Here is a 19,765-nt window from a genome sequence, read left to right on the forward strand (position 1 = left end):
ATTCACTCTCTTTTCCTCACCCTGACAAAAAATGTTATACCCACTGCCCTTTCCAATTCTTCTCGACAGGACTCGGGGGATTGATTGTCACGAGTTGGTTCAAGAGAACGGCTTCATTGTTTTCATAAATTTCATCGATCAACCAATCTTCGAATGTTTTCTCAAGCATCCGTTCGCATTGTTTCCAATAGAATGGACGTTTCTCGAGATGATGCGCATCACTTGCAACAAGATGGGCTAATCCATTCTCAAGCAAGGCAATCGCAAACCGCTGGACATCCTTTCCGTATTTGCCGATCAGACTAGCACACGTCACCTGACTGATGGCACCGTTTGATATCAATTCAAACAGTAATGACGGATTCTGAATAATCGCCTTGTTCTTTTCCGGATGGGCAACAACGGGAATATAACCATCAGAAATCAATTCTGCAAAGACTTGGCGCGCATACGATGGAATCCCGCTTGACGGAAACTCGATCAAAATATAGCGTGAATCGTTGAGTGTCAGCGCTTGCCCTGCTTCTAACGCTTCCATCAACTCACCGATCAACCGGATCTCATGACCTGGATAGACGGTTAACGGAATATCACGTTGTTTCAACAAGACATTGAACTCATCAACCGTCAACTGAACATCGACATCTTCTGTTTCGAATTGTGGGTGATAGAGGTGTGGTGTCGCGATGATCCGCGACACCCCTTCTGCAACGGCTTGTTCGGCTAACTGTAACGCGTGTTCGACACTAGCCGGACCGTCATCGACGAGCGGCAAGATATGACAGTGGATATCAACCATATAAATGTCCCTCACTCATAGGAATAGTAGTATTGGTATGCTGAATCATCCGTCAGTTCACGACGGTTCAAGACGACACCGAGAATTTTTGCTTCGGCCAGTTCAAGCTGTTCTTTCGCTTTTAAGACGCGTTGACGATCAGATGTCGTACAACCGACGACAAGGACAACACCATCCGTTAGTTTTGAAGTAATCCGACTATCGGCGACTTGTAGTAATGGTGGTGCATCAAAGATGATGATGTCGAATTCTTCGCGTAGTTGTTCCGTTAGATGCTCCATTGCCCGTGACGACAAAAGCTCCGCTGGGTTCGGTGGAATCGGACCCGCTGTCAAAATCGATAGGTTATCGACTTTCGTCGGCAAGATCGCTTTTTCTTTTTCCGCTTGGCGTGTCAACAGACTCGAAAGTCCGAGACCATTTGCTACACGGAACGTATAATGGACCGTTGGACGACGCATATCGGTATCGATGATCAACACTTTTTTCCCTTGTTGCGCGTAAGCGACAGCCAAGTTTGATGACGTCGTTGATTTTCCTTCACCTTGTGTTGCTGACGTGACAAGAATCGCTTGAATCTCACGATCGACAGCCATGAATTCAATGTTCGTCCGAATAGTACGGTACTGCTCAGCGACAGGCGACTTCGGTTGCGTGACCGTAATCAGTTTTCGTGCGTCTTTATTCATTTTGCTCTTCTTAGCCATGTTGTTGGACCGCCTCTCGTTTTGCTGCTTTTGACGATGACTTGAATACTTTGCTATCGATATCCGGGATACTACCGAGAACTGGTAGATCAAGAATTTGTTGGACCTGGTCTTCTGTCCGGATGCGACGATCGAGTACTTCACGTAAGAATGCAAGACCGACACCGAGTAAGAATCCGACGACTGCAGCGATCGCTGTATTTAAAATGATATTCGGACTAACGGGTGACGTCGGGATGCCTGATTTCGATAAAACAGTAACGTTATCAACGCTCATTAATTTTTGAACATCTGAACTAAAGACCTCTGCAATCGAGTTAGCCATGTTTGATGCAAGTGCTGCATCCGTACTTTGGACCGAGACGTTAATGACCTGTGAGTTTTGTTCACTTTCGACCGTGACCATATTATTTAATGCAGCTACATTTGTCGGTGCGTTCGGAACTTCCTTCTGAACCTGTTCTAAAATCGCTGGGCTTTTGATGATGACCCGATATGTATTAACCAATGTGACAGACGACTGGACGGACTGTGCATCGATAACTTCGTTTTCTTGTTTTTTGGGAGTGACAAGAATCTGTGTTCCTGCTTGATACGTTGGCTTAATTAAAAAGCTACTGACGGCAAATGAGATGAGAGCGGCGACGATCGTCAACGCCAAGATGCGCCAGAACGATTTACGTAAAATCGAAAATAATTCCTGCAAGCTAATCGTTTCATTCATGGTCTAATTATTCTCCTTTATTTGTCTAATTCAGTGACTTTCCTACATCAACTAGGACTCAGTATAACAAATATTTGGGAAATGGTTGATGTTTTTTTAGGAAATGTCATACGTTTATTGAAAAACATTGCGTATAATAAAAGATGAATTGTTACTTTTTACATTCATTTCCGTATCTCGACATAGGAGGAATTTCTTTATGCATCGCTCGTTACAAGCGCTACAATTCTATACATCCCACTCGAAGGAGGATATCGCACGACTTCATGAACGAATTCGTTCGAGTCTGGCTTCGACCGAATCCTTGACGGATACAATGATCCGAATCACCGGTCAACCGCCACTAATTCCTTATGACGAAGATATCGTCACGGTCGACGAATGGAATGCCTTCCTCGCCGGAAAACATCATGCGACATTAGCTGACTTTTACGGTACATTAGTTGCTCGTCCAATTTTGGACGAAGATGGTCCACTTCCGAACAAGGAAGAAGAACCACTTCCAACTCTTTCACGAAGTCAACGTGAACCGGAACCAAAACGCCGTAAAAAAGAGAAAGAAATCAAGCATGCTGGAACAAAACGACCATTACCTTGGGGCTGGATCGCGCTATTGATTCTTTGTTTCTTACTTGGCGCAAGTGGAACTTACGTCTACTCGACTTACTTTGCAGGTTCTGCAGATACGACACCAAAAGCCACTGTCGAAAAACCAATCACAGTTGAGAAGACAAAGGAAAAGAAATCAAAAGTAACAAAAGAGACTGCCGCTGTTGATGATGTTCTATACGTCAAAACACGCTCGAGCAACATCTACCGAGAAGAAGGAATGACGACATTACTCTACGAAGCGGACTTCGGTGATGGATATCGTATCGTCAAGAAAAATGACGGTGTGACTGAAATTGAATTATCGGATGATTTAACTGGTTATATTAAAACGTCCGATACAACAAAAAGACTCGAGGGTGAGCCACTCGCTGACGAAACACTTTTGACGTGGGCAAACGATAACCTCGATACGAGTTTTGTGACGGGTACACTCATTGACCTTATCGGCAAAAGTGGTGAAGAACTGAATAGTCTTTATGGACCGGCTAATCGGACCTTCAACGATGAATTGCATGACTACCTGTTTTACGGAAAGCATTTCTTTGTCTTGAAGGACAACAAAGTCATCGCGATTGATTGGACGGAGACGACTATTACGAATGAGCAATTAGCCTCACTCGCACCACTTCAACTAGAGACTGACACGACAGGACTCGTCACGAGTAACTCCTATCGTCTTCAGCGTTTTGCAAAAGATGGGACAATCAGCCGGATTCGTCTAGCGGAACAATCGTTCTAAACAAAAGCACCGAATCTCACGGATTCGGTGCTTTTGTTCATTCCATATCAAGTGAATAACGTAATGCCGTTTGTGTTTCTTTTAATGAATCTTCTGTCGGGTGCCAGTAATAAATTCCGTCGCCTTCTTTTCCACCCGTTCCTTCGAGTTTCAAGTTCTTTTGGTTACGGAAGGCATCCATGTAGTCAAAAGCAAGTGTCCGCATCGGCTTGAACGAAACGTTTGTTTGAGCGTTCTTCCCGACGACGTCCATGATCGCATTGAATTTACTGACTGAAACGTCGGACGACAACTTGTTTGCGACTTGGGCGATGACTTCGCGTTGTCGCAACTGACGACCAAAGTCACCACGTGGATCTTCATAACGCATCCGTGTGAACTTCAATGCTGATTTTCCATCTAAGTTGACTTTACCGACCGGGAAATGTGTCCCGCTGACCGTAAAGTCCAAATCATTATTGACCGTCACCCCACCGACAGCATCAACCAGCGACGTAAATCCTTCCATGTTAATTTCCGCATAATAGTTGATTGGGATATTGAGGAATTTTTCGACCGTCTTGATTGTCATCTCTGGTCCACCAAATGCGTACGCGTGGTTGATTTTATCGTTCGTACCATGACCGACGATATCAACCTTCGTATCCCGGGGAATACTGATCAAGCGACTTTCATTTCGTGTCGGGTTCAGTGTCATGACCATGATTGAGTCACTGCGTCCGCGCTCGCCTGGTCGTTGATCGACACCGAGTAATAGTACCGAAACCGGCTTTTGATCTTCGACGACTTTATCTCCCGTATTCTTGACGGGTGACTGAATTTTTTTGACCGTCTGGTCGACTTGATAATATGTATAGCCAATGAATCCGCCGACACCGACGACGAGAACCAGTGCAATCAATAGCATGATTTTCAGTGGCGTCCAGCGTTTTTTCACCTTACGTTTTTTCTTTACTCGTTCCAACTGCGTCCATTCCCTTCTGTGTTTTGCTTCTCGTTAATATCGGTTGTGTATGACAAGACTTACAGCCTGAGTATAACGAAATTTGAGATCGATTTGTCAAAAACGGGAAAAGATGAAAAAAAGAGCCTACTACAAAATAGACTCTTTACCTCTGAAAAGACTTAATAGAGTGGTGAATTAGCCGAAACCTTTTCAAAATCGAATACTTCAAAAACTTTTTTCTTACTGTTATAGTCGAGATTCACAACCATTCGTTTTTTAGGATCCGTTGTTTGGAAGACGTAGGCTTTTATCGATTCCGGACCCGCTATGCCGTCTTTAATTTCTTTCTTCGTAGCAATACTTGTGAAATCGAATGTCATCAAAGTCATCCAGTCTCCGAGACCCTTTCCTGTCAGAACAGCATCTAACTGTTTTTCTGTCATGCCTTCTTTTAGTTTCGCGCCTTTTACAAGTTGCATCTTACTTTCACGAGCCTCAAGCTTTGTATCTGCCGTGATATTGATGATCTTCATCGTCAAGCGATAAACGGGATCCTTCTTTTTTGTCACAAACGTCAAATCCGTCGTCACTGGTGGCACTTTTGCTTTTGTATCAAAAAACTGATAGTTAGCGATTTTCTGTCCTTCTCCATTTGAACTCGTTGTTGCTTTTTTCTTCAGCATCGTGGAACCATTTTTTTTGATGAGTTGTTTTTTATAACTTTTTCCATACAAGACCTTTGCTGCTTGCTCCATCGTCATACCCGTTTTAAGTGCTGTATATTGATTCGTTGCTGTTGTCTCGACTTTCGTTGCAGCTGATGCCGTTCCACTAAAAAGTGTCGATCCTGCGATGACTGCTGCTACAGCCAATTTCGTAAATGTCGTTTTCATCTTCCTATCCCCTTTTTAGAATGTCTCGTGATTTTCAATAACGTAGGTTTTCTTTTTCGTGTCATAGCTCATCTCAACGTAAACGCGTGATTTCGTCGATTTTTGGAAGACATACAGTTTTCCTTTAAACGCTTCAATCTCATAGGCTTTGATTTCTTTTGCACTGAAGGCGCTTCGTGCGTCTTCCTCAAGCAATCCAGCCCATTCACCAAGACCAGAACCCGAGAGCACACCATCGAGTTGTTTCTCCGTCATTCCCGTTTTGATTTTAGCGCCTGCGTTTAACTTCCGTGTACTCTCGCGATACTCGGAATATGTATTCCGTCCCATTTCGACTTGTTTTGAAATAAGACGATATACGGAATCATTCTTTTTCGTCATGAAACCGAGTGATATTACCGTCGGAGGAATTTTTGCCTTCCGATCATAGATTTCGTAATAAATTTCCTTACGTTTATCTTCAACGTCTTTTAACTCTTCTTTTGTCTTCAATACTTGTGAACCATTTTTCGTCGTTAATTGCTTTTTGTAATCTTTACCGTATAAGACTTTTGCGACTTGCTCCATCGTCATACCCGCTTTGAGTGCTTTGTATTGATTCGTTGCCGCTGTCTCGACTTTCGACGCAGCAGATGCTGTTCCACTAAAGAGTGTTGATCCCGCGATGATTGTCGCTACCGTGATTTTCATGAATGTCGTGTTCATATTCCAAGCTCCTTTTTAATACCGATCGTGACTTTCGACACGATACGTTTTCTTTTTGGCGTCATAGATGAAAAAGACATACTGCCACTGATTCGTTGCTGTTGGAAAAACGTATGATTTCGTATGAATGATTGTCGCTTTCCCTGCTTTAACTTCTGTTTTCCCAAGAACAGATGTCGTATCAGCTTGACCAAGTGTTCCGAATGCTCCGAGTCCTTTCCCAGTCAATAATCGATCCACTTGTTGTTCTGTCAATCCGTTCTTGATTTTCGCACCTTTGACCAGTTTACGATCACTCGTCCGGAAGCCTGCTGCCGTGTCACGTTTGAACTCCATCTGTTTCATCGTCAGCCGGTACTTTGTTCCACCCGTCTCCGTCATGAACATCAGGACACCGATTGCTGACGGGAATTCAACTTTTCGATTCACGAGATCATAGAGAAGAACGTTCCGATCCCATTCCTCCATTTCGATTTCTGTGTTCAATCGTAAAACTTGTGAACCGTTTTTCATCTTCAGTTGCTTTTTATACGTCTTGCCATAGAGGACTTTAGCGACTTGTTCTACCGTCATCCCCGGTTTTAAAGCACGATATTGTTTTGTCGCAATCGCCTCGGCTTTCGTCGCTGCGGATACTGTTCTTGGAACAAACAAACCAAGCAGTAATACTAAACAGAATGACCACGTGATGATGCGCTTCATACCTGCTTCCTTCTCTCTTTGATGACTCTATGAATCATCATTATTCATTTTTCGTACTTCAATGAAATCCCGATTTCTGTGTCAACCTCATATCGCTTTTTCTTCGTGTTATATGACAAGGTGACGACCTGCATTTTTTTCGAATGTGGTCGATGGAATTGATAGATTTTATAGCGTCCATTCTTCATCGGACTTTTTTTTATGACGGATGAAACGTTCCAGCTCAGATACATCGACACCTGTCCGAGCTTTTTACCTGTCACCAGTTGATTAAGCTGTTTCTCTGTCATTCCATGGCGGAGTGCCGACGGTTTCACAACGGTCCGGCTATTTTCGTACAAGCCATTCTCCGTATCGCCTTGATAGTACAGAGCTTTTTGTGTCAGGTAATATGTCTTCTGATGCTGTTTCGTACTAAATTCAAGAAGTGTTGTTGTTGGAAGGTTTTTAGAGGGACGATCCAATACATATCCGAGGGACCGATAACCTTGTTCGTTACCGGTCGTGCCCGGTTTTTTCGTAAAGACGACTCTCCCATCTTTTTTCTTGATGTACTTTCGGTACTCTTTTCCGTACATCGTCTTCGCGACTTCCGTCAGCGTCATGCCGAATTTGAGTGTTTTGTACTCTTGCTTGATTTGCAGTGATTCTTTGGATGCTGCCGATGTCATATTCGGAATCAAGACCGACATCGGCATGATTACGAGAACGATCAGTTTTACGAGTACTTTCATTTTGATGTTTCCTTTCTCCTTGTTCCTTCATGATGACTATTAGACATGATTGTCTGCTTATTTTGTTTTAGGGACTTCAATCGGAATGAGTCTATAGTTGTTGACCTTATATTGTTTCTGCTGATCATCGAACTTCATCGTCATATCGATTTGCTTCTTTGGATTAGAGCTTTGGAAGATATAAATCTTGATCCGTCCCTTATACTTATACTCTTTTCGTTCCTGTTTCGTCTGAACGGATGTAAAGTCCCATGACCAGCGCATTCCAACCTGACCTAACCCTTTTCCTGACAACAGTGCGTCGAGCTCTTCTTCTGTCTCATCTCCCTGAACATACATCACATGCTTCAGTGTCCGCGTGCTCTCCCGAAGTCCTGTATTCGTATCCGCTAAAAATTGAATCGTTTTTTGTGCGAGATAATACGTTTTTCCATTTTTCTTCGTATAGAACTCAAGTGTCGTCCGACTCGGAAGGGTCTTCGACTGATCCACGAATGAATACGACCGGGACCGGTATCCTTTATCCTGCTTCGCCCAATTCGCTTTTTGCTTCAAGACCGTTGCACCATTCTTTTGTATTAGATGTTCCTTGTATGATGAACCGTAGACGACTTTTGCGATTTGTGTCAGTGTCAGTCCGAACTTCAACTTCCGATAATCGTTTAATGTTTGCTGTTCTTCTTTTGATGCTGCCTGTCCTTCGAGTGTTCCGCTTATACAGAGGACACCAATCAGAAGGACACATAGGATACGTTTCATCGTTTAACCTACTTTCCTTATTTCACGAGCTGGACGGCGCGATCGGCATTCAAGCGCCCATACCCGTACGTCGTATCGCGACCTTTTTTGCCGAGGTCCTTCGCTGACTTACGAAGAATCGATTCGACGTCCGTCACTTTGATACTTGGCTTCAAGCTATAGAGGACACTCGCTACACCCGCGACATGCGGTGTCGCCATCGATGTCCCGCTCCAGAAGATGGATTCGCCGTCTTGTAAGTAGCTCGCGATGTCTTGCCCTGGTGCGACGAGATCCAGTCCTTCGCCGTAGTTCGAGAACGATGCTCGTTTATCGAATCGATTCGTCGCCCCGACTGAGAAAACATATTTCGAGCGTGCCGGATAGGACAGTTTTGGTGCACCTTCATTGCCAGTTGCTGCTGCGACGAAGATTCCTTTCTTACGCGCTTCCGCTAGAGCATCTTCAATCGCTAAGGAAACGCCGCCACCACCAAGACTCAAGTTGATGACTTTTGCTTTTTGTTTCACAGCAAACAGAATGCCTTTGGCGATATTCGAGTTCGAAGCGTAGTTATTGCGTGAGATGACTTTAATCGGAATAATGCTCGCCCGATCATTGATTCCCGTCATCCCGTAACCATTGTTCGATGCTGCGGCAATGACACCGGCGACGTGTGTACCGTGTCCATGATCGTCATAAGCGAGCTGGCGCTTATGAACGAAATCGTATCCGAGATCCATCCGGACACGTCCAGCGAAATCCGCATAGGTCGGATTGATGCCCGTGTCGACGACCGCCACGCGAACGGTTGAACGTGATTTGTTGGCAATCCGCTTGACCATCGCGTGATAACCGATGTCCGCTCCCTTAACTCCTCCACGCTGCCCGGTGTTTTTTAATGCCCACTGGACGGACTGGAACGGATCGGTACTGAGTAACTTCATCGGTTGATCGAGTTCGACGTACCGGACGCCCTTCGTTTGTTCAAGTTGGCGTTTCGCAGCTACGGCTTGAATGAAGCTGTTGTAGGAGAACTTCTCGATTTGTAGCGTACTGTCGATCGTTTCATGATGAGCGGCGCGCGACGTCCGTGATAACGTGCTCGCTTTCGTCGCCCCGTTCAGACGGACGACGAGACTCGTCGCTCGTCCAGTTGTTGCCGATTTTGTCGCATATTCCCGAATTGGTTCGAGGCGTTCGAGCTTATAGGGAATCGTGAACGCCTTATTCTTCGCTCCCGTCACTTCGATGTATTGTCGCCCACTCCACGTCAGTGGGAAAAAGAGTGTCTTTTTACTGTTCGCATACCGCGCATACGGATCTTTTTGTTTGTATTCCGTCTGCGACGTATAAACGGTCGCTTTTTTGGAAGCATCAAAGGCGAACTTCAAGTGTGTTCCACCTGACAGATACGTCTTCGTATCAAAATAGAACAACGCTTTCCCACTCGCGTCGAACTTTCCTTTGATATAGCCTTTTTTCGTTTTTGCTTCGATGGCTGGCACTTTTTTAGCCGTTGTCACCGCTTCCGTTGTATCCAACGTATATGTATTAAACGCACTCACGAGGAGAGCGCTGACGATGATCTTTTTCATATGATTTCACTCCTTCATTCATGTATCCTTTTTCATTATAATGGAAAAAATTGATTTTTCTAGTTCTTTTTACCTCCATCAATCAATGAATGGACCGAAAAAAAGAAGCCCTGTCAGCACAGGACTTCTTTAATGATTTAAGGAATCAGTTTGACGGCGCTATTGGCGTTCAACCGACCAGCACCATAGCTCGTATCATAGCCTTTTTTCCCAAGATCTTTTGCCGATTTCTTGAGGATGCTTTCGACACTGCTTGCCTTCAAAGACGGCTTCAAACTGATCAAGAGACTCGCGACACCAGCGACGTGTGGCGTCGCCATCGAGGTTCCGCTACCGTACAGCAACTCCCCATCCGCGAGGTAGCTTGGAATCGAGACACCCGGTGCGACAAGGTCGAGTCCCGTCCCGTAGTTCGAGAACGAGGCTTTCGTATCTTTTCGTCCTGTCGCCCCGACCGACAAGACATATTTCGAACGAGCCGGATAAGCAATCGTTCCACGCCCTTCGTTCCCGGAAGCTGCAACGATCAGGACATTCTTCTTGACTGCTGCTGCTAACGCCGACTCAATCGATTTCGAAGAGTAACTCCCACCGAGACTCATGTTGATGACCCGAGCACCTTGTTTCGTCGCATGCTGGATGCCTTTGACGAGTCCTGACACTGAACCAGCGCCTGAGTCATCGAGGACCTTAATCGGAATCAACGTCGCCATCGGATTGATGCCTGTCATCCCATATGTGTTATTTCCACCCGCGGCAATGATTCCCGCGACATGTGAACCATGTCCGTTATCATCCCAGGCGCTCTTATCGCCATTGATGAAATCATAGCCGAGATCCATCCGGATTTTGCCCGCGAAGTCGGCGTAACTCGGATTGATACCAGAATCAAGGACTGCGACTTTGGTTGCAGATAACTTTTTACCTTTGATCCGTTTTTGCATGGCGACGAAACCGATATCCGCCCCTTTGAGACCTTTCTTTTGCCCCGTATTCTGCAGAGACCATTGATATTTCTGATAGGCATCGACTCCGAATGCTTGAATTGGTGCATCGAACTCCGCGAACGCGACAGCTGATGAGCGTTCGAATTTCTGTTGCGCTGCTTTCGCTTCTGCATAGGAAGCATAGACGAGTCGCTCGATTCGAAGCTCGGACGTGACCGACTCTACTTTTAAGGCGCCGAAGGCTTGCGCTCGCATTGCACCAGGACGCGTCTGCACAAGTAACGCCGGTTTGACTGCTTTGACGGCAGCTGTCATCGATTCCTCGATGGGTTCATAACGTGAGATATAGGCAGGAACGGAGTAGCGGTCGCCCGGGTACCCTTCGAGCACTAAGTACTGTCGTCCACTCCAACTGAGCGGGAAGTAGAGCGTATCATCCGTGACTTGGTAATAGCGATTGTAGACCCGTCCCGCTTCCGCGTCCGCTTTGCTGGCGAACATCGTCCCGTACGTGTTGTAATCAAGCTCGAACTCGAAGTGTGTACCTTTCGCGACAAAATCCTTCGCGTCAAAATACCAGACTGCTAATCCTTTTGAATCAAAGCGTCCGGTTAAGGCACTCCCCGCTTGTTTCGAGAAGGCTGGTACTTCTTTTGCTTTCGCCAATGTCGCAGGACGAATCGCCTCTTTTTTCTCGATCGCATTGACCGGTACCGTACTAAAGATCAAACCAAGTGCTAGACTCCCTGCTATCCATGTGCGCATCATCGTTCCTCCCTCTAGGTCTTTCTTACTAATACCCGGATTAGATGGAATTATGTGGAATATATTGAAACAGTGACGCAAATCATAAAAAATACCACTCTCGTGTTGAGAGTGGCGCTTGATGTTACTTGACTGTGACTGTAAATGTTTTGACGACTTTATAGTTTCCAACTGTCGTGTACGTGACACGGATCGTCGTCTTGCCTGCTTTAATGCCTTTGACATTACCGCGTGACGAGACTTGCGCGACTTTTTTGTTCGCAGATGTATACTGAACGGATTTGATTTTATCCGTTGCTGAAGTATAGGCAATCCGTGTCGTCTGGTTCTTCTTCAGTGTTGCTTTTGTTGCTTTCAGCGTGACACTGTTTGCTTTTGTTTCGATCGGCAAGACCGTCTTCAAGACAAAACCGTCTTTTAACGTAATCGTTGCTTCAACCGTCGTTTTCCCTGTTGCTTTACCTGTCAGGCGACTTTTTGAATCGACTGTCGCTTTTTTTGTATCGAGGACACGGTAGCGAGTCGAAGCGATTGCTGCTTTTGAGTTTGCGATCGTCGTTTTCAAGTTCAACGCTTTCCCTTGATAGACTGCACCGGCTTTGATCGTTGCGACTGGTGCTTTTGTTGCTTGCGGAACGAAGACGCCGACGTAACCGTTCACTTCAGCCGTCTTGATCCCTTTGACTGGAACCGTCAAGATACCGTTCTTATCTGTAACGAGTTTCGTGTTCGTGACACCACTAGCATCGACGAAGACTTGGTTCGCGTGTGTTTTACCCATGTTGACTGGAATCGTCGTATTTAGACCTGCATTTTTCCCGATGACGGTCGCGACACCCGTGTTCCGGTTCTTCCCGAAGCGAACGCTTGAGATCAAATCTTTCCCAGCTTCTTTTGATGTGTTCGATGTATGGTAAGCTACGAACTGTTTACCGTACGCGTATTTTTTACGTACTTTTAAGAGATTCGTGATTTCGTCATAGTACGGTGTCGTTTTTGACATGTACGATGCATCGGTCTGGTAGAGATCACCGTAGTAGACGGTCGGAACTGTATTTTTGTTCGAAAGAAGGAACGCATACTGCGCAATGATGTTTTCCGTTGAGTATTTCTTCGTCGGACTAGCAAGCTCTTGATTATAAATCGCAAGTGCCTTGGCTTCGTCTTTTTTGTTGTAGAGTCTCTCAAACGACTTCGGCTGATCCGTTTTACTGTACTGAGCACCCGCCTTGATGCCGTACATATCAAGCATGATTTGATTGACACGATTTTTCTCTTGGTCGTGGTTATTGACGAACGACCAGTTCGGTTGAACATCCGTCGCTCCATAACCTTCACGATCGACGACTGAAAGTTTCGCAAGATCACGAAGTGGACGTTTTTGCGAAGTTTTTAGCGCCGAACGTAATGTGAAGTACAAATCAGAGTCCATGATGAGTTGTTCGTTGTTGTTTGCTTTCATGTACGAACGTTGAGATGCTTTATAGCTTTCGATATAGCTCAAGTAATCTTGTTTTCCGAAATGCGCTTTCGAGATTTCTGCTTCTGCTTTTAGAATCGCTTTATCGTAGTGAGACGCCGCATCGATTCGGAATCCGTCAAACTTATACGTTTCAAGCATCCACTTCATCCAGTTCTTCTGTTCTTTGATGACTTCTGGGTTCGAGTTCGCGAGGTCAACGCCGACGAGGAATTCATCATTTCTTGCCATCGTGTTGTTGATCGTCTTCGTCGGCGTGCCCTTTTCGTCGACGAAGAGGAACTGATCTTCTGTGTCGATACCAGAGTTATCGTTTTGGAACGAACGTTCTTCTGAACCATAACCATATTCCGCTTTTGTATTCATGTATTGAGTTGTTAAGTCGGCAATTTTTTTATCTTCACTAGACGTCAACAAAGCTTCTTTTGATGCAAAACCATTCTTGAGCATGAACGGCAGATAACCTGTGTCTTTTGTATATTGCGTCAACATCGGTTTCCAGTTACCCTCTGAGACTTCATACCAGCCATCTGTCGCCAGATACGAATCGACCGTATTGATATGTCCCGTTTTTGCCGCTTCAAGCAACCATTCTGGCAAGTAGTTATCTGCGTGATCGACACCAAAGAAACGATACGCTTTCCCGTCTTGGTCCGTCATGATCCGTCCAAGTCCCTGCCCTTGAAGAGATGTTCCGTTGAGATATGATTTGTTCCATTCTTTGATATAGCCGTATTTCGCTTGCCCCATACCGCCACCTTTTGTGTAGGCGAGGTAAGGCGTCACAAGTGTCTTCGTCTGTTCGCCACCTGTGAATGGATTTGCGAATGGTTTACCTGAACCTGTCGCACGACGCACGTAGACCGCTTCTCGTTGACTTAGACCAAGCATTTGGTTCGGTACGAGATCCATCTGGACTTTGATGTGATCGTCATGTAGCATGTCGACCATCATCTCGAGTTGTGTGGCTTTTCCGTATTTTGTCGGAATCGTATCGTCCGGTCCTTGCGGGAACTCACCGAGATCGTATCGATCGGCAATCGCATAGCCTTCTAAATAACGAGCCATGTCAAATGAACGATAGGCAGGTGGAAGCCAGACATCCGTCACGCCCCATGTGTTCAATAAATCTCCTTTTTTCGCAAGCGTCCGGTACATGTTGCTTTCATACGGTTGGAAGAGGCTAAAGCTTTGGAAGATGACACGGTTGTCGAGTTTCTCACCTGCTGTGAATGCTTGTGCGCGTTCTGGTGCATAAGTGAGTCCACTTGTTGCGACGACTGCTGCTAACAATCCAACAGATACTTTTTTCGTTCTTCTCATGGATTAAATCTCCTTTATTTCTATATGTTTTTTAATATTTCCACCTGAATTTCCAAATAACATCACATAATTTAACATTTTATTACGATGAATATAAGCCTGATTTTTCAAATTAAGTAAATAGATTTTTCAAAATGCAATCGATTGCGCTAATTCCTCGAAAAAACCTCCTTCTACCGAAGTAGAAAGAGGTTCACATTCCTTAGTTCAATCCGAGAAGAACAGCTTTCTCGTAACCACCAGTCAAGACAGAGTTGTCATACGACTGAAGATCTTTGTTGACGACGATGACGTTCGACAACGTTTTCAGCGTACCAGCTGGGACTTTGATCTTCACGATGTCAAGTCCGTTCGATACGATGTCATCTGAGTCAGCAAGCGAAATCGTTGTTCCGACCGGAAGTGCTTTTCCGTTCAGGACATAATTCGCTGTACTTGTCGCATCGTACATACCAGAGTACTGAACGCCCTCTGTGAATTTGATGCGAATGACATCTTTCTCGTTTTTCTCATTAGCAGTGACCTTAAGGATTTCAAATGGTGATAAGACTGGTGTTGGTGGTGTTTTCATGAGTTTGAAATCATGTGTCGCTGTCGCAACTGTGTTGCCGACATCATCCGAAAGTGATTTGACGACGACTTTCCACTCTTCACCGTAACCTTCCATGTCAACAAGCTTTTGTAGATTCTCGTTTGCTGCGACGCGGAAGTTTTTGTCTGTTGTATCCGTGTAATTAAGGACCGAACCATCGATTGTAACGATTTTTCCGTCTTTGTTTTTACCAATGAATTCAACAGTTGTCTTCGGAGGTAAGACTACACCATCACTATTAATGAGTGGAGTGTTGTACTCATCGAGATCGCGGATTTTAACAGGCTCACTCATCATAACAACGAAATCATTACTTGGTGCTAAGCGATCAATCGTGTTAATCTCAGCACTCTTCAGATCTGGTGAATTAAGAGGAGACCCATCATAGTTCAAATCAAGCACGAGTGCGTCATTTTTCTCTCCATTCGCTTCAGCCTGAATCGCATCTTTCGCGAGTGTGATGCGGAATTTATCGTTGTAGTAGTTTTCTTTCGTGTTGACGGTATCATAGATTTCCGTCCAGTCCTTCATCAACTCGATGACTGCTTCGCCCGTCTCTTTGTTATACGACGTGACGTCGACATATTTGCTGAAGTCTTCATATTTCTTCGTATTCGAGTTGTAACGCTCAAACTTCAATTCATTATCAAGCAATGCTAAGATGTTCGCTTTTTTAAGACCTTTACTGAACATGATACGGAATTGTTCAGGCGACTCAACTACAACACCAGCTGTCGGTTTAACCGTGTCTGCTGCAACAGTGAAGTCAAGGTTTTGAGTCGTACCGATATTCGTTTCATCAGAAAGCGCTGCATAGTCGTAAATGCTTGATACTTGAAGTGAGTGTTTACCCGCTGCGAAGTAACCTTGTTTAAGACCTGGATAGTTATCTTTTAAAGTGATTTTGACTGTATCGCGGCGATCAACACCCATTTTATTATCAAATCCATAATGGAGGACGTCGAAGTACTTCTCGCCGTACTGACCGTCGATTTTGAAATCAGCCGTAGCAACAGATTCAGAGAATTTCACTTCGAGTTGATTCAACCCTACAGCCTTAACAGAAGTGACTTCAGGCTGACGAGCATCTGTTAACTTGAAGCTTGCTTTTGATTTGACTTCTGTATCCGTGTTGCTCGTGATTTTCGCTGTCAGCTTAACGACTGCGTTATCTTGGAGTGGTGTTTCTTTGTCCAAGATCAACTCGAATGCTTTTGGATTCGAAGGAACTGCTTTGACACCGATGACACGTTTTGTTCCCTCGAATTGTTCGATTTGGATGTTATCGTTTGCGAGGTAATCTTCTTCATGAAGACCTTGCATGACTTTATCGAGTCCAAATGATTTAAGAAGAAGTTCACGTGAGACGGCTTTATCGAGGAAGATCGTCACGCGATCTGCTTGGTTCGACTCAGCTGCAAGAACATTGATCATCTCAATTGGAGCAGGCGTCACAGCGATCGTGCTGAATTTGACTTTCGTTTCTCCAGCAATCTTACCGATTAGGTTTTTGTAATCGCCAGCTGCCGTTTCAATGATTTCTGCTTTGATGATTGCTTCGATATCTGTATTACTGAATTCAGACGTCAACAGAACCGTCGCTTTACCGTCCTGGATCGTGACACGATCTTTCGCGAGAGCACCGAATGATGTCGACAATTTCAAGACGATATCATCTGCATTTTTATCGACTTCACCAGTCGATTTGTTTTTAAGAGCGAATGTCACTTCCGTGTTATCTGCTCCGTTCGCAACGATTGTCGAAGCTTTTGGTGATACTTCTAGCATCCAAATATCTTCAACACTTTGTGTCATGAAGCTGAGCGAACCGAGATCCTTCGCGACGCCACCGACCATGATCCCTTTCGCGTCAACTGAATAGTCTTTGCCATACTCGAGTCCTTCCACTTCAAGAACTGCTGATTTCTTGTCTGGGCTAAGTGTCGCGGATTTAACTGTCGCACCTGCGATTTTGAAGTTGTCTGCTGTGACAGAGTCAACGGCACGCGAGAATGAAACTTCGACTCTCTCTTTGCCGATTGCTTTTGCTGAAGCGAGGACTGTTTTTGCAATCGTGAAGTCCATCGGAGCTGATTTGACAGCGCCGACTTTGACGACATAGCTGTGTGTTCCTTCTGGAATACCACCTTGCGATGCCATGAACTTCCCTTTCGAGAGCGTTCCTTTCGCTACGATTGGTGTAGCTGACATGTCTTTGCCTGGGTAGATCAAGAGTTCTGCCTTCGCGCCCACTGCTGGGTACATGACGTCTGCTTTGACTGAAAGCTTCTGATCATCAACGCTTCCCATGACGTTCGAGATGTTTGCTGCCTTAACTTCGTAGTTGATGTAACCTGTTACGACAGAGTTAGCACCTTTGTACGTGTAAGCTAATTTATATTTTCCTGCTTTTGAAGTCGATGGAGTTTTGAGGTTGAACTTGCTAATTGGGCGCTTGACGATGATACCTGATTTGTATTGAACGTTGATTGTGCTTGGCAATTGAACTTTTCCGCCAACAGCAACCGGTTCGAGGACTGGTTCGATGATATCTACGACATAGTTTTGAAGTTCGACTTTAAGAACTGCTTTCTTCGTCGTACCGGCTACCTTACCGTAGAGAACTTGGTATTTGTTGATGTATTTCTTTTCGAATTTGACAGAACCGCTCCACTTGACTGAGCGCATCTCATACTTGCCGTTTGAAAGTTTGACTTTGACTTTCGTCGGAAGCGTCAATTTCTTGACTGCGTATTTCGAACCACCTGCATGTTTCATCAAGATTGGAGAGATGTATTTAACCGAGACCTTCGATGCTGCATCAGCAGCAACCGGAGCTACGACAGACGCCGTGACTGCAAGCGCAGCTGCAGCAGCGTACAATTTGTTCGTTTTCTTCGAATAACCCATGTTTACTATTCCTCCTCTTTTCTAACAAATCAAAAGCGAAAATCCCAATTTTAAATCTACAATATAAGTAAAATATAGCAATATTTTACTTTAAAGCAGTCAAAAAATTCTTTAGTCGTCTTAGGAGGAATACGTTCTGTTTCACGTGCGATCATTCGTCTATCATCAAGACGATCTATCCGTGATTCATATGTATCCGATTGGGATGAACTAAAGACACTGCCAAAACCGCTTCAAAAAGCCATTTTTATTGTAGATTCGTGCACACCACCGTTTCGTTTTTGAGAATCGGTAAGAATGCTACACGTCAAATATACAAAACTAGAAAAGACGCCACAATAGATTTTTTGTAAAAAATAGGGGAATAGTAGTAAGATAAAATATATTTATATGGGCTGTGCATGGAAATTAATTTTTGGATTTACCCCTTTAAAGAAAACGCTTACATAGTATTAAGTTTTTGTCTTGTTTTCGTTTTACTAAAATAAAGTTTGGTTTCATGAAATGAAATGATCCGCTTTTTCGATTGCCCGAAGAAATGATTCACGATGTAGACGATGCACATCATCGGCCCACATCTCGATTTTTGATCCACGTCGTTTGAGTTCAATCGGTAATCCACGACCAATCCAATCAAGTTGACGTTGCAAGACATGACGCTTTCGTCCGTCCTGTCGCTCCGCTTCCGTAAACTGGCGCAAGTACTGGAGGACATAACCGAATCCAAACTCAATCGGAATCCGTAGCTCCGCTCCCTTGTCTCGTATCCGGATGATGCCCGCCCCGTAATGAATTGCCCGGAACAACTCCTCATTGATACGCTGATACCAGGTACCTTGCGTCAGACAATGCGGCTCTAGCGCTCCTTTTTTACCACTCGGTAAGACTGCGAAATAATCAATGACCATTCGTCTGCTCCTTTTCATCAAAAAATAGGTGAGTCCGCGTGGGGCTCACTTATCATGACAGGTCAAATGGTTCGATTGTTCGAAACTGATCCGAATCATTTCACATCATTCAACATCGAAAAAGCTTTCCGAATACGCTATACTGGATTACGGGAATGGGAGGAATGCTCGTGGCTATCATTATCTTTTGCCTCGTCTGTCTCATTGCGTATCGGATCCGCAAGCTTCCCGAAGCACTACGGACGATTTTACTCATCCTCGGTTTACTCAGTGGATGGTTCGCGCTCTTTGAGATGATCGGCTTCATCGAAGCCAATCCGTATCTGGCTGCAATCCCGATTGGACTGGGACTTGCTTACTGGTACTGGCAACGAAAAAAGAAACAAACAAACGACAAAACCCCTTCCGCCTCGTGAAGTGGGTTTTTCTTGTAGCGAAACGAAAAAAGCGATGTCTCCTATATCGGGAACATCGCTTTTTGTCTTTACGATTGAACTTTCCGTTCAACCGCCGCAATTTTTTCTTCAATCTCTAGTAACTTCAGTTCATGCTCGAGTTCAAGACGACGTTTTTTCCGTTTCAGGCGATCGAGTTCTTCTGCGAGTGACTCTGTCGACGCTTCCGGTTTCGGTGGTGCCTGTTCCATCGATTGACGGAGTGGATCGAACAGGTTCGATTTTGCGAACTGCGCTGCTTCCGGTCCGAACATGTCTTGGATGAGCGGGAGAATCTTATTCATCGCTGTACCTGGAATTTGCGACTTCTGATCAACGAGACGTTTCAGTGCCAACTCATCGACAAGGTACCCTTTTCCGTCCTGTTCAGCATGTAATTCACCTGTCCGGATCCAGCGACGGACCGTTTCTTCTGAGACGCGTAACAATTCACTAATCTGTTTTGTCGTTAACATCGTCATCCCTCTTTCCTTTTAGTAATACCTTTA

Annotated in this window: 17 protein-coding genes; 2 read left to right on the forward strand and 15 right to left on the reverse strand. The window is 44.8% G+C overall.

Annotation, left to right across the window (positions count from 1 at the left end; genetic code table 11):
• Nucleotides 1-34: 34 nt before the first annotated feature.
• The 3 genes from VJ374_RS14020 to VJ374_RS14030 are packed head-to-tail and all read right to left on the reverse strand — an operon-like array spanning nt 35 to nt 2,230.
• On the reverse strand, nt 35-814 hold the full coding sequence (locus VJ374_RS14020; RefSeq protein ID WP_244290065.1) for a tyrosine-protein phosphatase: 780 nt from the start codon (nt 812-814) through the stop codon (nt 35-37).
• Nucleotides 811-1,506 (reverse strand): CpsD/CapB family tyrosine-protein kinase, encoded by a 696-nt coding sequence (locus VJ374_RS14025; RefSeq protein ID WP_050678204.1) that lies wholly within the window; start codon nt 1,504-1,506, stop codon nt 811-813. Before VJ374_RS14025 ends, VJ374_RS14020 begins: the two co-directional genes overlap by 4 nt.
• The gene (locus VJ374_RS14030; protein WP_290788605.1) at nt 1,499-2,230 is read right to left on the reverse strand and encodes a YveK family protein; all 732 of its coding nucleotides are present in this window, start codon (nt 2,228-2,230) and stop codon (nt 1,499-1,501) included. The genes VJ374_RS14025 and VJ374_RS14030 overlap by 8 nt, the downstream gene beginning before the upstream one ends.
• A gap of 199 nt (nt 2,231-2,429) precedes the next feature.
• Between VJ374_RS14030 and VJ374_RS14035 the strand changes: the two genes are divergently transcribed.
• Nucleotides 2,430-3,581: a hypothetical protein gene (locus VJ374_RS14035; protein WP_329469280.1), complete on the forward strand. Its 1,152-nt coding sequence runs from the start codon at nt 2,430-2,432 to the stop codon at nt 3,579-3,581.
• A gap of 37 nt (nt 3,582-3,618) precedes the next feature.
• Here the strand turns inward: VJ374_RS14035 and VJ374_RS14040 are convergent, their stop codons facing one another.
• From VJ374_RS14040 to VJ374_RS14090, 11 genes are all read right to left on the reverse strand, one after another.
• Complete coding sequence (locus VJ374_RS14040) at nt 3,619-4,545, reverse strand: LCP family glycopolymer transferase (RefSeq protein ID WP_329469281.1); 927 nt, start codon at nt 4,543-4,545, stop codon at nt 3,619-3,621.
• Nucleotides 4,546-4,706: 161 nt separating this feature from the next.
• Complete coding sequence (locus tag VJ374_RS14045) at nt 4,707-5,420, reverse strand: hypothetical protein (RefSeq protein WP_329469282.1); 714 nt, start codon at nt 5,418-5,420, stop codon at nt 4,707-4,709.
• Between the two features lie 15 nt (nt 5,421-5,435).
• Nucleotides 5,436-6,125: a hypothetical protein gene (locus tag VJ374_RS14050; RefSeq protein WP_329469284.1), complete on the reverse strand. Its 690-nt coding sequence runs from the start codon at nt 6,123-6,125 to the stop codon at nt 5,436-5,438.
• Between the two features lie 15 nt (nt 6,126-6,140).
• Nucleotides 6,141-6,827 (reverse strand): hypothetical protein, encoded by a 687-nt coding sequence (locus VJ374_RS14055; RefSeq protein WP_290752890.1) that lies wholly within the window; start codon nt 6,825-6,827, stop codon nt 6,141-6,143.
• 44 nt (nt 6,828-6,871) lie between these two features.
• Complete coding sequence (locus VJ374_RS14060) at nt 6,872-7,561, reverse strand: hypothetical protein (protein WP_329469287.1); 690 nt, start codon at nt 7,559-7,561, stop codon at nt 6,872-6,874.
• Nucleotides 7,562-7,618: 57 nt separating this feature from the next.
• Nucleotides 7,619-8,320, reverse strand: a complete 702-nt coding sequence (locus tag VJ374_RS14065; RefSeq protein WP_329469288.1) for a hypothetical protein — start codon at nt 8,318-8,320, stop codon at nt 7,619-7,621.
• A gap of 17 nt (nt 8,321-8,337) precedes the next feature.
• Nucleotides 8,338-9,897: a S8 family peptidase gene (locus VJ374_RS14070; RefSeq protein ID WP_329469290.1), complete on the reverse strand. Its 1,560-nt coding sequence runs from the start codon at nt 9,895-9,897 to the stop codon at nt 8,338-8,340.
• A gap of 137 nt (nt 9,898-10,034) precedes the next feature.
• Nucleotides 10,035-11,609 (reverse strand): S8 family peptidase, encoded by a 1,575-nt coding sequence (locus VJ374_RS14075; RefSeq protein ID WP_329469292.1) that lies wholly within the window; start codon nt 11,607-11,609, stop codon nt 10,035-10,037.
• A 124-nt stretch (nt 11,610-11,733) separates the two neighbouring features.
• On the reverse strand, nt 11,734-14,412 hold the full coding sequence (locus VJ374_RS14080; RefSeq protein WP_329469294.1) for a glycoside hydrolase family 70 protein: 2,679 nt from the start codon (nt 14,410-14,412) through the stop codon (nt 11,734-11,736).
• A 202-nt stretch (nt 14,413-14,614) separates the two neighbouring features.
• Nucleotides 14,615-17,914, reverse strand: a complete 3,300-nt coding sequence (locus VJ374_RS14085) for a hypothetical protein (RefSeq protein WP_290788640.1) — start codon at nt 17,912-17,914, stop codon at nt 14,615-14,617.
• 497 nt (nt 17,915-18,411) lie between these two features.
• Nucleotides 18,412-18,822 carry a hypothetical protein gene (locus tag VJ374_RS14090; protein WP_056064263.1) on the reverse strand — a complete coding sequence of 137 codons (411 nt, stop codon included), beginning with the start codon at nt 18,820-18,822 and terminating at the stop codon, nt 18,412-18,414.
• Between the two features lie 164 nt (nt 18,823-18,986).
• On the opposite strand from VJ374_RS14090, the gene VJ374_RS14095 reads away from it, so the two are divergent.
• On the forward strand, nt 18,987-19,238 hold the full coding sequence (locus tag VJ374_RS14095; protein ID WP_231496907.1) for a hypothetical protein: 252 nt from the start codon (nt 18,987-18,989) through the stop codon (nt 19,236-19,238).
• 68 nt (nt 19,239-19,306) lie between these two features.
• On the opposite strand, the gene VJ374_RS14100 is transcribed toward VJ374_RS14095, so the two are convergent.
• Entirely contained in the window at nt 19,307-19,732 is a 426-nt protein-coding gene (locus tag VJ374_RS14100) for a helix-turn-helix domain-containing protein (protein ID WP_035410570.1), read from the reverse strand.
• Nucleotides 19,733-19,765 lie beyond the last annotated feature (33 nt).

It is taken from the genome of Exiguobacterium sp. 9-2, from assembly GCF_036287235.1.
In the GTDB taxonomy this organism is placed as follows: domain Bacteria; phylum Bacillota; class Bacilli; order Exiguobacteriales; family Exiguobacteriaceae; genus Exiguobacterium_A.